Source organism: Aminobacter sp. GW821-FHT11F06 (genome assembly GCF_058808215.1).
The window spans coordinates 344,497-358,289 of record NZ_JBXARL010000004.1; the positions used below are offsets into that span (position 1 = coordinate 344,497).

The 13,793-nt window shown below is 65.4% G+C and carries 9 protein-coding genes; 5 read left to right on the plus strand and 4 right to left on the minus strand.

Annotated features, from left to right (window positions below; all coding sequences use genetic code 11):
- Positions 1-6 precede the first annotated feature (6 nt).
- The 5 genes from tsaE to trxA all read left to right on the plus strand — a co-directional run bounded on the left by tsaE (position 7) and on the right by trxA (position 9,303).
- Positions 7-1,518 (plus strand): tRNA (adenosine(37)-N6)-threonylcarbamoyltransferase complex ATPase subunit type 1 TsaE, encoded by a 1,512-nt coding sequence (gene tsaE / locus AC1RTB_RS13085; RefSeq protein WP_492878427.1) that lies wholly within the window; start codon positions 7-9, stop codon positions 1,516-1,518.
- 26 nt (positions 1,519-1,544) lie between these two features.
- Positions 1,545-2,249, plus strand: coding sequence for a nucleotidyltransferase family protein (locus AC1RTB_RS13090; protein WP_492879008.1), 705 nt, complete (start codon positions 1,545-1,547; stop codon positions 2,247-2,249).
- Positions 2,246-5,371 carry a double-strand break repair protein AddB gene (addB, locus tag AC1RTB_RS13095; protein ID WP_492878425.1) on the plus strand — a complete coding sequence of 1,042 codons (3,126 nt, stop codon included), beginning with the start codon at positions 2,246-2,248 and terminating at the stop codon, positions 5,369-5,371. Before AC1RTB_RS13090 ends, addB begins: the two co-directional genes overlap by 4 nt.
- Entirely contained in the window at positions 5,368-8,904 is a 3,537-nt protein-coding gene (addA, locus tag AC1RTB_RS13100; RefSeq protein WP_492878423.1) for a double-strand break repair helicase AddA, read from the plus strand. Before addB ends, addA begins: the two co-directional genes overlap by 4 nt.
- A 75-nt stretch (positions 8,905-8,979) precedes the next feature.
- On the plus strand, positions 8,980-9,303 hold the full coding sequence (trxA, locus tag AC1RTB_RS13105) for a thioredoxin (RefSeq protein WP_492878421.1): 324 nt from the start codon (positions 8,980-8,982) through the stop codon (positions 9,301-9,303).
- Positions 9,304-9,379: 76 nt separating this feature from the next.
- Here trxA and AC1RTB_RS13110 read toward each other — a convergent pair whose 3' ends face one another.
- Genes AC1RTB_RS13110 through trpB form a run of 4 tightly spaced genes read right to left on the minus strand, consistent with a single transcriptional unit; the run spans position 9,380 to position 13,775 of the window.
- Positions 9,380-10,711, minus strand: a complete 1,332-nt coding sequence (locus AC1RTB_RS13110) for a bifunctional folylpolyglutamate synthase/dihydrofolate synthase (protein WP_492878419.1) — start codon at positions 10,709-10,711, stop codon at positions 9,380-9,382.
- Positions 10,712-10,752: 41 nt separating this feature from the next.
- Positions 10,753-11,676 carry an acetyl-CoA carboxylase, carboxyltransferase subunit beta gene (gene accD / locus AC1RTB_RS13115; RefSeq protein ID WP_492878417.1) on the minus strand — a complete coding sequence of 308 codons (924 nt, stop codon included), beginning with the start codon at positions 11,674-11,676 and terminating at the stop codon, positions 10,753-10,755.
- A 36-nt stretch (positions 11,677-11,712) separates the two neighbouring features.
- The gene (trpA, locus tag AC1RTB_RS13120) at positions 11,713-12,552 is read right to left on the minus strand and encodes a tryptophan synthase subunit alpha (protein ID WP_492878415.1); all 840 of its coding nucleotides are present in this window, start codon (positions 12,550-12,552) and stop codon (positions 11,713-11,715) included.
- A gap of 2 nt (positions 12,553-12,554) precedes the next feature.
- Positions 12,555-13,775 (minus strand): tryptophan synthase subunit beta, encoded by a 1,221-nt coding sequence (gene trpB / locus AC1RTB_RS13125; RefSeq protein ID WP_492878413.1) that lies wholly within the window; start codon positions 13,773-13,775, stop codon positions 12,555-12,557.
- Positions 13,776-13,793: the final 18 nt, after the last annotated feature.

The following is a 13,793-nucleotide window of genomic DNA, read 5'->3' on the forward strand; positions in this document are numbered from 1 at the left end:
CCTTTGATGACGGCCAGGTCGCTGGAGTTGTTCCTTCCCGACGATGTCGCAACCACGCGGCTGGGCGAGGATCTGGCACTGGCGCTCAAGGCTGGCGACGTGCTTTTGCTCGATGGCGATCTCGGCGCAGGCAAGACGACCTTGGCGCGTGGACTGATCCGCGCTCTTGCCGACGACCCGATGCACGAGGTGCCGAGCCCGACCTTCACGCTGGTGCAGAGCTACGACACGCCGCTGCCTGTGCATCATTTCGATCTCTATCGCCTGTCTTCGCCCGACGAGCTCGAAGAGCTTGGCTTCGATGAAGCGATAAGTTCGGGCGTGGCGCTGGTCGAATGGCCCGAGCGCGCGGCGGACGACATGCCGGCGACGAGCCTGCGCATCGCGCTCGATCATGAAGGCGACGGCCGTCGTGTGACGATCTCGGGCGATGGTGCCACCTTTGACCGCGTTGCCCGCTCGCTTGCCATGCGCGCATTTCTTGTTGCTTTCGGCTGGGGCGAGGCTCGCCGCCGCCGCTTCATGGGCGACGCTTCGGCCCGCGCCTACGAGACCGTGACCCGCGACGGTGACGAGTCGCTGGTGCTGATGAACTCGCCGCGTCTGGTGCTTGGCCCGCCGGTGCGCGATGGCAAGCCCTATGCCGAGATCGCCCATACCGCGCAGTCCGTGGCAGCCTTCGTCGCCATCGACCGCGCGCTTGCCGCTGGTGGCGTGACAGTGCCCGGCATCGTCGCCCAGGATCTCGACCAGGGCTTTTTGCTGCTCGAACATCTCGGCAGCGGTGCCTTCCTCGACGCCGAGGGCAAGCCCGTCACCGAGCGCTACGCCGCCGCCGCCGAACTGCTGGCAATGATTCACGGGAAACATTGGCCCGAGCACATGGAGGCCGCCCCCGGCATCTTCCACGATGTGCCGCCCTTCGACCGCGACGCGTTGATGATCGAGGTCGATCTGCTGGTCGACTGGTATGTGCCTGAAGTCACAGGCGCGCCGGCATCCGATGCCTTGCGCGACGGCTATCGCGCCGCGTGGAACGCTGTCTTCGACCGCCTTGCGGACAAGCAATACGGGCTGGTCCTGCGCGACTACCATTCGCCCAACATCATCTGGCGCGGCAACAGCAAGGGGCACGACCGGCTCGGCATCATCGATTTCCAGGACGCGCTGATCGGCCCCGTCGCTTATGACGTCGCTTCGCTCGCCATGGACGCGCGCGTGACGGTTTCGCCGGACATCGAACGCAGCACCGTCGACGCCTATGTCGCCACGCGCCATGCGGCCGGCAGCTTTGACGAGGATGGGTTCCGCGAGGCCTATGCCATCATGGCAGCACAGCGGAACTCCAAGATCCTCGGCATTTTCGTCCGCCTCGACCGGCGCGACGGCAAGCCGCAATATCTGGAGCATCTGCCACGCATCCGCGATTATCTCGGCCGCGCCATTGCGCATCCGGCACTCGCCGAACTGCACGATTTCTACCGCGACAATCGCCTGCTCGAGGAATTTGACACGTGAGTGGTGCGAAGATCCCATCCATTGCCATGGTGCTTGCCGCCGGTCTCGGCAAGCGCATGCGGCCGATCACTGACACCATCCCAAAGCCGCTGGTGCGGATATCAGGCAAGACGCTGCTCGACTGGGGGCTCGACAGCCTCGCCGAGGTCGGCGTCGCTAAGGCCGTCGTCAACGTTCACTATCTGCCCGATCAGATCGTCGCCCACGTCGCTGCGCGCAACGGACCCAGGATCGTCATTTCGGACGAAAGCGACGGTCTGCTCGATTCCGCCGGCGGCATCGTCAAGGCGCTGCCCGAGCTTGGCACGGACCCCTTCTACATCGTCAATGCCGATACGTTCTGGATCGACCACGGCACGCCGAACCTTGGCCGCCTCGCCCTTGCCTGGGACGCCTCGCGCATGGATATTCTGATCATGCTGGCGGATCTCGGACAGGCGACAGGACACAGCGGCGGCACCGACTTTCTGGTCGCGCCGGACGGGGCCTTGAGCCGTGCCAAGGGTGCACCCGAAGGCCTGATCTACGCGGGTGCTGCGATCATCCATCCGCGCCTTTTCGCCCATGCTTCTGAAGCGCCGCATTCGCTCAACCGCTATTTCGACGAGGCCATATCAACAGGCCGGCTGTTCGGCATGCATATGCATGGCCATTGGATCACCGTCGGCACGCCCGACGCCATCCCGCAGGCGGAGGCCGCGGTGAAAAGGGCATTGGCGGACGCGTCATGAGCGGCCGTGCGTCGCCACGCGTCTATTCGATCCCGCCCGGCACCCCTTTCCTGCCGACATTGGCGCAGGCGCTGCTCGATGGCCGGCTGATCCCTGATTTCCGCTACACCGGGGATCCGCTGTCGCTCGCCGACGTCACCATCTATGTGCCGACACGGCGCGCGGCGCGTGCTCTGCGCGGTGTCTTTGTCGATGCCGCCGGCGGTGGTTCGGCCATCCTGCCCGTCATCAAGCCGCTGGGCGAGTTCGACGAGGACGAGGCGGCGTTCGAGGCCGAGGGCAGCGGCGCGCTCGACCTTGCACCGCCTGTCTCGTCCACCGACCGCCTGCTGTTGTTGGCGCCTCTGGTCCGCGCCTGGAAGCGCCGCCTACCGGCTCATGTCGCCGCGATGTTCGAAGAAGAGATCGTCGTTCCCGCCTCGGCCGCCGATGCCATCTGGCTGGCGCGCGACCTTGCCGGGCTGATGGACGAGATCGAAACCGAGAGCTCCGACTGGTCGCGGCTGGCCGGGCTCGTCACTGGCGAACTGTCCGGCTGGTGGCAAGTGACGCTCGACTTCCTCTCCATCGTCACCGGCGCCTGGCCGGAGATGCTGAAGGAGCGCGGCCAGTCCAACCCGGCCGCCCACCGCAGCGCGTTGATCCGCCTTGAGGCGGAGCGCCTGAAGCACAATCCGCCGGCCGGCCCGGTCATCGCCGCCGGCTCGACCGGCTCTATTCCCGCCACCGCCGACCTTTTGGCCGCGATCGCGCGCCTGCCGCGCGGTGCCGTGGTGTTGCCAGGGCTGGATGCCACGCTCGACGAGCGCGCCTATGAGACGATCACGGCTATCGGCGCGAAAGCCTCGGTGCTCGGCCATCCGCAATATGGCCTCGCCAAGCTGATCGGCAAGATCGGCATCCTGCGCGGCGATGTCGACGAACTCGGCGAACCGACCCAAGCCATGGCGCGGCGTGCGGCGATTGTCGGTGAAGCGATGCGGCCGGCCGAGACCACCGACGCCTGGGCCGACAAGCGCGGCGACGTCGACGATGCCGAGATCGCGGATGCCCTTGCCGGCATAACCTTGCTCGAAGCCGCGCATGAGCGCGACGAGGCGGCAGCCATCGCCATCGCCCTGCGCCAGGCCGTTGCCGAGCCGGGCCATCGCGCCGCATTGGTCACCGGCGATCGCAATCTGGCGCGCCGCGTTGCCTCAGAGCTTCGCCGCTTCGGCATCCAGGCCGACGATTCCGGCGGCATGCCGCTTGCCAACACGCCGCCCGCCGCCCTTTTGCGCACCATGCTCGACGCCGCCTTCCGCCCCGGCGATCCGGTCGCGGTGCTGTCGCTGCTCAAGCATCCGCTGCTTCGGCTCGGTGCCGACCGCGCCACCGTCAGGCGCGTGGCCGAGACACTGGAACTCGTCGTGCTGCGCGGCGGCGTCGGCCGCCCCGACATTGCCGGGCTCGCCGAAGCCTTCGACGGCAGGATGACCGATGTCGCCGGCGGCTCGCGCAAACCGTTCTGGTTCGACCGCATCACTGTGCGCCGCATTGAAGAAGCGCGTGATATCGCGACGAGGCTCGTCGCAGCGCTCGCACCGCTGTTTGCCTTCCGAGGCGATGCGTCGGTCGAACTCGCAGCGATTGTCCGCGCCACCGTCGAAGCGCTCGAAAATCTCGGCCGCGACGAACATGGCGGCCTGGGCACGCTCTATGACGGCGACGCCGGTGCCAAGCTCGCCGAAGCGCTTCGCTCGCTGGTCGCAGCCCAAGCATCGTTCACCTTCGCCGCCGATGAATGGCCCGATGTCATGGACGCGCTGGTGGCGCCCGAGGCGGTCAAGCCCGCGCAAGGTGCCGACCGCGCCATCGCGATCTGGGGCGCGCTCGAAGCCCGCTTGCAGACAGTCGACACGCTGGTCATCGGCGGGCTCAACGAAGGCAGCTGGCCGCGCAAAGCCGAGGCCGACCGCTTCATGTCGCGCGTCATGAAATCAGGCATCGACCTCGAGCCGCCGGAGCGCCGCATCGGCCTTGCCGCCCATGATTTCCAGATGGCGATGGGTGCGAAAAACGTCGTGTTGTCGCGCTCGGCCCGTTCGGGCGATGCGCCCGCGGTGCCGTCGCGCTGGTTGCAGCGGCTGTTGACCTACACCGGCCCCGACCATGCCGCGACCTTGCGCAAACGTGGTGAAAAGCTGCTGCATTGGGCCCGCGTGCTCGATGCCGGCCAGAAGTCCGATTTCGCCGCCCGGCCCGACCCCAAGCCGCCGCTGGCCGTCAGGCCGCGCCGCTTCAGCATCACCGAGATCGAAACACTGCGCCGCGACCCTTACGCCGTTTATGCCAGGCGCGTCCTTGGCCTGTCGGCGATCGACCCGCTGGTGCGCGACCCCGGTGCCGCCGAGCGCGGCACGCTGTTCCACGACATATTGCATCTGTTTTCCTCGACCATCGTCGATCCGCGTGCGCCCAATGCGTTCGAAGCCCTGATTGCTGCCGGCCGTCACTGCTTTGCCGAAGCCGCCCTCCCCGCCGATGTCGAGGCTGTGTGGTGGCCGCGCTTCGAGCGTCTGGCGGTCAACATCCTGGTGTGGGAACGCAGCCGCGCCGAGGCCGTTGCCAGCCGCCACGCCGAAGAAGGTGCCTCGGCGGTCGAGGTCGGCCTCACCGGCATAACCCTGTCTGGTCGCGCCGACCGCATCGATGTTCTCGCCGGCGGCATGGCCGACATTCTCGATTACAAGACAGGCTCCTCGCCGTCCAAGGCGCAGGCGCATACGCTGATTTCGCCGCAGCTGGCGCTCGAAGGCGCGCTGCTCCGGCGCGGCGCCTTCCGCGAGCTTGGCAAGCGCGAGCCCTCGCAGCTTGCCTTCGTGCGCCTGAAGCCCAATGGCGAGGTGTTCGAAGAATCGATCCTCGAACACAACAGGAAGCCGAAATCGGCCATCGAACTCTCCGAAGAGGCCTGGGAGCGGCTGGAGCAGCTCTTGTTGCACTACAACGACCCGACCACCGGCTATCTCTCGCGCGCTTTGCCCTTCCGCGAAGGCGAGACCGACGGCGACTATGACCATCTCGCCCGCGTGCTCGAATGGTCGGCCGGTGGCGACGGCGGCGCGGAGGGCGAGGAATGAAAAAGAAATTCTTCGTCCCCACCGAAACCGCCGAACGCCAGGCCCGCGCCTCCGATCCCGCCAATTCGGTCTGGGTGTCGGCCAATGCCGGCTCGGGCAAGACGCACGTGCTGTCGCAGCGCGTGATGCGGCTTCTGCTGCGTGGCACTGACCCCTCGAAGATACTCTGTCTGACGTACACGCGCGCTGCCGCCGCCAACATGTCGAACCGCGTCTTCGCCAATCTGTCCGAATGGACAATGCTGCCGGACGCCGAGCTGGCCGAGCGCATAACGGCCCTCGACAGCGCGCGTCCCGATGCTGCCAAATTGCGCCGTGCCAGGCGGCTGTTTGCCGAGGCGCTGGAAACGCCGGGCGGGCTCAAGATCCAGACCATCCACGCCTTCTGCGAGTCGGTGCTGCATCAGTTCCCGCTCGAAGCCAACATCGCTGCCCATTTCGAGATGCTCGACGCGCAGATGGAGGCGACTTTATTCGCCACTGCCCGGCGCGACATGGTCACCGGCGCAGGCGAGCATAATCCGGAACTCGCCGAGGCCTTCGCCAAGGTGCTGGAGCGCGGCGGAGAGGCCGGGCTCGATGCGCTACTTGCCGAGATCGTGCGCAAGCGCGACGGCCTGCGCGCCTTCATCGCCCAGATCCAGGATTTTACCTGGCCGTTCGGCGCGCTCTATGAAGAGTTCGGCTTTTCGCCGGACGATAGCGCTGAAGCCATCGCCGCTTCGATCTGGCCGTTGCCCGGCTTCGATCTGGAATTTTTCAACGCATTCGCTGCGGCGGCAGAGGCGACCGACGCGCGCAGCGTGCTCAACAACATCCTGCCTTACGCCCGCCTCGCTTACGCCGAAGCCGATCCGATCCGCCGCCTGTCGCTTCTGACCGACGCCTTCCTGAAGGCCGATGGCGACCCCTACAATCCATCCAGCGCCTTCAAGAAGGCGTTGCTCGACCGGCTGCCCGATTTGCCCGAGCGTTATGCGGCAACCGCAACCGCCATCACAGACGCTGCCGACCGGCTCGCCCATTTCCGCATGCTGGAAGCGACGCAGGCAGCGTTGACAATCGCCGACTGGCTGATCGCGCGTTACGAGCGGCTGAAGACCGGGCGCGGCTTCCTCGATTTCAACGACCTCATCACCCGCACCGTCAACCTGCTGGCGCGGCCCGATGCCGGGCCTTGGGTGCAATACAAGCTCGACAAAGGCATCGACCACATCCTGCTTGACGAGGCCCAGGACACGAGCCCCGACCAGTGGGAAGTGGTGAAGCGGCTGGCGGAAGAATTCTTCTCCGGCTTCAGCGCCCGCGACAATGTTCACCGCACGGTCTTTGCCGTCGGCGACGAAAAACAGTCGATCTATTCGTTCCAGGGCGCGGCCCCTGAATCCTTCGACAATTCCAAGCATGAGTTCGCCGCCCGCATCCGCGACGCCAATGCGCGTTTCGAAGACGTCACGCTGACCTGGTCGTTCCGCTCGACCGACGACGTGCTCTCGGCAGTCGACCGCGTCTTTGAGGACACCAGCGTGCGTCGCGGTGTCACCCGTGCGCCCGAGCCGCCGAGCCACAAGGCGATCCGCGCCGGTGCTGCAGGTTATGCCGAGGTCTGGCCCTCGGTCGGTGCCGATGCCGTCGACGAGCCCGACGATTGGCGCAAGCCCATCGACCACGCCCATGCGCCCGCCGTTGTCGTCGCCGAACAGGTCGCGGCCACCATCCGCAAATGGCTCGACGAGCGCGAGGTCATCGAAGGCACGGGAAAACGCCTTCGTGCCGGCGACGTCATGGTGCTGGTGCGCAAGCGCGATCGCTTCGTGCACGCGCTGTCGCGTGCGCTGAAGCGCCGTGACATTCCCGTCGCCGGTGCCGACCGGTTGAGCTTGCCCGGCCACATAGCCGTCAAGGACCTGATCGCGCTTGGTCGTTTCCTGATCCAGCCGGAGGACGACCTGGCGCTGGCGGCAGTGCTGCGCAGCCCGATCTTCGGCCTGTCGGAGGACGCGCTGTTTGCGCTTGCTGCGGGACGTGGAAGTGGGCGCTCGCTGATCGCCTCGCTGCGCGACCAGGCCGAAACCGATGCAGGGTTCAAGGCAGTTGCCGACCAGCTTGAAGCCTGGGCAACCGAAGCGGCGTTCCGGCCGATCTTCGAGTTTTATTCGGGTGTATTGTCGGGCGGCCGCGACCGCGACGGCGTGCGCAAGAAGATGATCTCGCGTCTCGGCCAGGAGGCCGGCGACATTCTCGACGAATTCCTGAATTTCTGCCTGGCCGAAGAGCGCACCGGCCTGCCCGGTCTCGAATCCTTCCTGTCGACGCTGGAAAACGCCGGCCCCGAGATCAAGCGCGAAATGGACCAGACGCGCGACGAGGTCCGCATCATGACCGTGCACGCCGCCAAGGGCCTGGAGGCGCCGGTGGTGTTCCTTGTCGACAGCGGCTCGGCCCCGTTCAGCGACCAGCATCTGCCGCGTCTCATGCCATTTGTGCCGCGTGGAAAACACTGGCAGGGCAAGGGTTATCTCTGGCGTGCCGGCAGCGATGTCGCCAACGCCTTTTCGAAAGGCGCCAGCGCGTTGGCCAAGGATTTGGCCGACGACGAGTACCGGCGGCTGCTCTATGTCGGCATGACGCGCGCCGAAGACCGGCTGATCGTCTGCGGCTATCACGGCAAGCGCCAGCCGGGCCTGAACACCTGGCATTCGATCGTCAGCCGCGCGCTGTCGGCCGCGCCCGAGAGCGAGGAGCGCGGCCATCCCGTCATCACCGACCGCCTGGTCCACCGCTTCCGTGTCACGCCCTTGCCCAAGATCGCTCTCGCAGCTGCGGAACCCGAGGCCGGTGAAAGAACCCCGCTCGAAGCTTTGCCGGAAAGCCTCTACGCCGCGCCGCCGCCTTTCGAGGACCTGCCACGGCCGCTGTCGCCGTCGGGTGCATCAGCCTTGATCGACGAGACACGCGAACCGCTGATTTCCGGACGCTCGCCGGTGCTCGACACTGAGCTTGAGCCCGGATTTGCCATCGCGCGCGGCTCGGCCCTGCATCGCCTGCTGCAGATGTTACCGCGTTTTGCCCCGGAGGATCGCGTTGCTGCCGCCGAGCGCTATCTCGCCCGCGTCGGGCAGGACTGGCAACCGCATGAACGCTCCGCCGCTGCAGCCTCGGTGCTCGCTGTCCTCGACGATCCACATTTCCAGCCGCTGTTTTCGCCGACATCGCGCGCCGAGGTATCGATCATGGGCAGCCTCAATGTGCGTGGAAAGCCGCGCTCGGTATCGGGCAAGATCGACAGGCTGGCCGTCACCGATAACGAGGTTTTGATCGTCGACTACAAGACCAACAACGCGCCGCCCGTCTCGTTCGACGAGGTACCCGAGGCCTATGTCGTGCAGCTTGCGCTCTACCGCGCGCTGCTTGCGCCGCTCTATCCTGACAAGGTGGTATCCGCAGCTTTGCTGTTCACCGAAGCGCCACGGCTGATCGCCGTTCCGGTGGAGTCGATGGACGCTGCGCTTGTTCGACTCACCGAGGCGTGACACAACAACTGCTTGACCACGGGTCCGCGCACTACCACATATGGCGCGACAGCTAACCGCAAGAGGATCGGCATTATGGCCACCGTCAAGATCGACAACAGCAATTTCAAGTCCGGCGTGCTCGAGGCCAAGGAGCCCGTCGTCGTCGATTTTTGGGCTGAATGGTGCGGCCCCTGCAAGATGATCGGCCCGTCGCTCGAAGAGATTTCCAACGAGCTCGCTGGAAAGGTCAAGATCACCAAGGTCAACATCGACGAGAACCCCGAGATCGCCGCCCAGTTCGGCGTGCGCTCGATTCCGACGCTGATGATCTTCAAGAACGGCGAAGTCGCCGACATCAAGGTCGGCGCCCTGCCCAAGACCGCGCTGTCCAGCTGGATCAACGGCAACGTCGCCTGACGCTTGCTGCGCAGTTCCCGAACGTGAAAAAGCCCGGCTTCGACCGGGCTTTTTTGCATCCAGATTTTGGCTTGCTTCAGGTCGGTGGCGTGCCGTTTTCGGCAAGCACGGCGCCAACGAGGTAGAGCGAGCCGCCGATCAGGATGCGCGGCGCGGGCTCATCTTCGTCCCAGGTGTCGCGCAACAGCATCAGCGCATTGGCAACCGAAGCGACCGGCTCGGCCGACAGGCCGGCTTCGCTTGCGCGCACCGCCAGCTCCTCATGAGGCACGCCGCTTTCGCTCATCGTCACCGGCACAGTGTAGACATGGCGCGCCATGCCGTGGAACGGCCGGAAATAGCCGGTCTGGTCCTTGGTGTTGATCATGCCGGAGATCAGGAACAGCGGCCTTGGGAACTTCTCTTCCTGCTCGGTCAGTGCTTCGGCAATGACAGTGCCGGCACCAGGATTGTGCCCGCCGTCGATCCAGATTTCGGCACCCTTTGGACCGAGGTCGCTCAGCTTGCCCTGCGGCATGCGCTGCATCCGGCCGGGCCAGGCAACTGTTGTCATCGCCTTGTCGGCGGCACGTTCGCTGATCGGGAAACCGGCCGATCTGACCGCAGCAATGGCTGCCGCCGCATTGGCGAACTGGTGTCGGCCGGGCAGCCTTGGCGGCGAAAGGTCCATCAGGCCGTTCTGGTCCTGGTAGACCATGCGGCCGTTTTCCTCGAAGGCGACGAAATCCTGGCCGTAGACCTCGAGCGGGCAGTTGAGCCGTTCGGCGGTGTCGATCAGCACCTGCTGTGCCGCCTCGGTTTCCTGCGCGCCAATGACGACAGGGCAGCCGCGCTTGATGATGCCGGCCTTTTCGGCGGCGATCAGCTCGACCTTGTCGCCGAGATAGGCCTCGTGGTCCATCGACACCGGCATGATCACCGACACCGCCGGCCGCTTGATGACGTTGGTGGCGTCGAAGCGTCCGCCGAGCCCGACCTCGATGATGCAGGCGTCGGCTGGATGTTCGGAAAACAGGACGAAGGTGACGGCGGTCAGGATCTCGAAGACGGTGATCTTTTCACCGCGATTGGCCTCGCCGACGCGCCTGACGGCATCGGCCAGCACGTCGTCGGCGACAAGCTTGCCGCCAGCAGGCGCCGCAAGGCGATAGCGCTCATGCCAGTTCACCAGATGCGGCGAGGTGTGCACATGGACCAGCAGGCCCGAGGCTTCGAGCAGTGCCCGCGAAAACGCCGCGGCCGAGCCCTTGCCGTTGGTGCCGGCGATGTGGATCACCGGCGGCATGTGGTCTTGCGGATTGCCCAGCCGTTCGAGCAGCCTGGTAATGCGGTCGAGCGAAAGGTCGAAACCCTTCGGATGAAGCGCCAAAAGGCGCTCGATTTCGAGATCGGCTTCGAGCGTGGTCATGGCAATCCCCCCGGCTTCAACGTCGTCCAGGCCGTGAGGCGCTAGGCCTGTGGGCGGCCTTCCGGCACTGGCACCACCGGCGGCAGGATCTCGGCCTCGGCCGCCTTGGCGGCAGCCGGCGCCTTGACCAGGATTTTCACCAGGTTGGCGATGGTCGACTTGAGCTCCAGCCGCGACACCACCATGTCGACCATGCCGTGATCCATCAGGTATTCGGAGCGCTGGAAGCCCTCGGGCAGCTTTTCGCGGATCGTCTGCTCGATGACGCGCGGGCCGGCAAAGCCGATCAGCGCGCCCGGCTCGGCAATGTGCACGTCGCCCAGCATCGCATAGGAGGCGGTGACGCCGCCGGTCGTCGGGTTGGTCAGCACCACGATGTAAGGCAGGCCGGCTTCCTTGAGCCGGTCGACGGCAACCGTCGTGCGCGGCAACTGCATCAGCGACAAGATGCCTTCCTGCATGCGCGCGCCACCCGAGGCGGCAAACAGGATCAGCGGACGCTTCTTCTCAAGCGCAACGCTGAAAGCGCGGATGATCGCATCGCCCGCAGCCATGCCGAGAGAGCCGCCCATGAAGGCGAAATCCTGCACGGTGACGACGACAGGCAGACCCTCGATCGTGCCGGTGCCCGACAGGATCGCGTCTTCCATGCCGGTCTTGGCCTTGGCGTCCTTCAGCCGGTCGACATAGCGCTTTTCGTCGCGGAACTTCAGCGGATCGACCATCACCTTGGGATTTTCGATCGGCTCGTAGCGGCCTTCGTCGAAGAAGAAACGCAGACGCTCCTTGGCCGAGATCTTCATGTGATGGCCCGACGAGGGGATCACATACTGGTTTTCCTCGAGGTCCTTGTGGAACACCATCTCGCCGCTCTCGGGATCCTTGATCCAGAGATTTTCGGGCATTTCGCGACGGCCCAGCATCGAGTTGATCTTGGGGCGAACGTAGTTGGTAATCCAGTTCATGGCAGAAGTCCTCTTCGAGCCCAGGACATGGGATATTTATTGGGCGGTAGCAAGGCGTGCGGCGCGAATGCCCTGGGACAAGCCAGTGACCAGCGTTGCCACGGCCTCGGCCGGATCAGCGGTTTTCTCGCCTTTCGGCCCGATGACATTGGCAACCGCGTTGACGATCGCGGTGCCCACCACCACGCCGTCGGCGGAAGCGCCGATGGTCCTGGCCTGCTCGGCGGTCTTGACGCCGAAGCCGACGCAGACTGGCAGGTCGGTATGGGCCTTGATGCGTTGGACGGCCTCGGCAACCTTCGACGTATCGGCCAGTGCCGACCCGGTGATGCCGGTCATCGAGACATAATAGACGAAACCGGAGGTGTTCTCGAGCACCTTGGGCAGGCGCTTGTCGTCGGTCGTCGGCGTCGCCAGGCGAATGAAATTGATGCCGGCCTTGAGCGCGGGGATGCACAGCTCGGCATCCATTTCCGGCGGCAGGTCGACGACGATCAGCCCGTCGATGCCCGACGCCAGCGCGTCTTCCAGGAAGCGGTCGACGCCGTAGATGTAGATCGGGTTGTAGTAGCCCATCATGACGATCGGCGTTTCGTCGTCGCCCTTTCGGAACTCGCGCGCCATCTGCAGCGTCTTTTTCAGCGTCTGGCCAGCCTTCAGCGCGCGCAGGCCAGCGGCCTGGATCGCCGGGCCGTCGGCCATAGGGTCGGAGAACGGCATGCCGAGCTCGATGATGTCGCTGCCGGCCTTGGGCAGCGCCTTCATGATCGACAAAGACGTGTCGTAATCGGGGTCGCCGCCCATGAAGTAGGTGACGAGTGCTGGACGTCCCTCGGCCGTGAGCTTGGCCATGCGGCGGTCGATGCGGGTGGTCATGATCAGATCTCCATACCCAGCATCTTGGCCACCGTATGCACGTCCTTGTCGCCGCGGCCGGACAGGTTGACGATCATCACCTTGTCCTTGCCCATGGTTGGCGCGACCTTGACCGCATGCGCGATAGCGTGGGCGGATTCGAGTGCCGGGATGATGCCTTCGACGCGCGTCGTCAGCTGGAACGCCTCAAGTGCCTCGTCGTCGAGGATCGGCACATATTCGACGCGCCCGGTATCGCGCAGCCAGGAGTGCTCCGGGCCGACGCCGGGATAGTCGAGGCCCGCCGAGATCGAATGGCCGTCGAGGATCTGGCCGTCGTCGTTCTGCAACAGATAGGTGCGGTTGCCGTGCAGCACGCCCGGGCGGCCGGCATTCATCGAGGCGCAATGCTCGATGCCGTCGAGGCCGCGCCCGCCGGCTTCGATGCCGACGATCTTGACGCTGCGGTCGTCGAGGAAGGGGTGGAACAGGCCAATCGCATTGGAGCCGCCACCGACGGCTGCCACGATCATGTCGGGCAGGCGGCCTTCCTGTTCGAGGATCTGGGCGCGCGCCTCGGTGCCGATCACCGACTGGAAGTCGCGTACCAGTTCCGGATAGGGGTGCGGGCCGGCGGCCGTGCCGATCAGGTAATAGGTGTCGTGCACATTGGTGACCCAGTCGCGCAGCGCCTCGTTCATGGCGTCCTTCAGCGTGCCATGGCCGGCGCTGACCGGGCGCACTTCGGCACCAAGCAGCTTCATGCGGAAGACGTTCGGCATCTGCCGCTCGACGTCGGTGGCGCCCATATAGACGAAGCACGGAAAGCCGAAGCGCGCCGCAACGGTTGCCGACGCCACGCCGTGCTGGCCAGCACCCGTCTCGGCGATGATGCGGGTCTTGCCCATGCGCTTGGCCAAAAGGATCTGGCCCAGGCAGTTATTGATCTTGTGCGAACCGGTGTGGTTGAGGTCTTCGCGCTTGAAGTAGATTTTTGCGCCGCCCAGATGCCTGGTCAGGCCTTCGGCATAATAGAGCTTGGAGGGCCGGCCGGCATAATGGGTCGACAGGTCGCTCAGTTCCGCTTTGAAGGCCGGGTCGTTCTTGGCCTCGTCCCAGTGACGCTGGAGTTCGAGGATCAGCGGCATCAGCGTCTCGGCGACGAAACGACCGCCGAAAATGCCGAACATGCCCTGTTCGTCGGGCCCGGTGCGGAAGGAATTGGGCTCAGTCGGCTTGTTCACGGCCGATCTCCTTGCGGC

Excerpts from the sequence above, each read along its gene's own strand:
- tsaE (WP_492878427.1), top strand. The coding sequence starts at position 7 with ATGACGGCCAGGTCGCTGGAGTTGTTCCTTCCCGACGATGTCGCAACC.
- AC1RTB_RS13090 (WP_492879008.1), top strand. The coding sequence starts at position 1,545 with ATGGTGCTTGCCGCCGGTCTCGGCAAGCGCATGCGGCCGATCACTGAC.
- addB (WP_492878425.1), top strand. The coding sequence starts at position 2,246 with ATGAGCGGCCGTGCGTCGCCACGCGTCTATTCGATCCCGCCCGGCACC.
- addA (WP_492878423.1), top strand. The coding sequence starts at position 5,368 with ATGAAAAAGAAATTCTTCGTCCCCACCGAAACCGCCGAACGCCAGGCC.
- trxA (WP_492878421.1), top strand. The coding sequence starts at position 8,980 with ATGGCCACCGTCAAGATCGACAACAGCAATTTCAAGTCCGGCGTGCTC.
- AC1RTB_RS13110 (WP_492878419.1), bottom strand. The coding sequence starts at position 10,711 with ATGACCACGCTCGAAGCCGATCTCGAAATCGAGCGCCTTTTGGCGCTT.
- accD (WP_492878417.1), bottom strand. The coding sequence starts at position 11,676 with ATGAACTGGATTACCAACTACGTTCGCCCCAAGATCAACTCGATGCTG.
- trpA (WP_492878415.1), bottom strand. The coding sequence starts at position 12,552 with ATGACCACCCGCATCGACCGCCGCATGGCCAAGCTCACGGCCGAGGGA.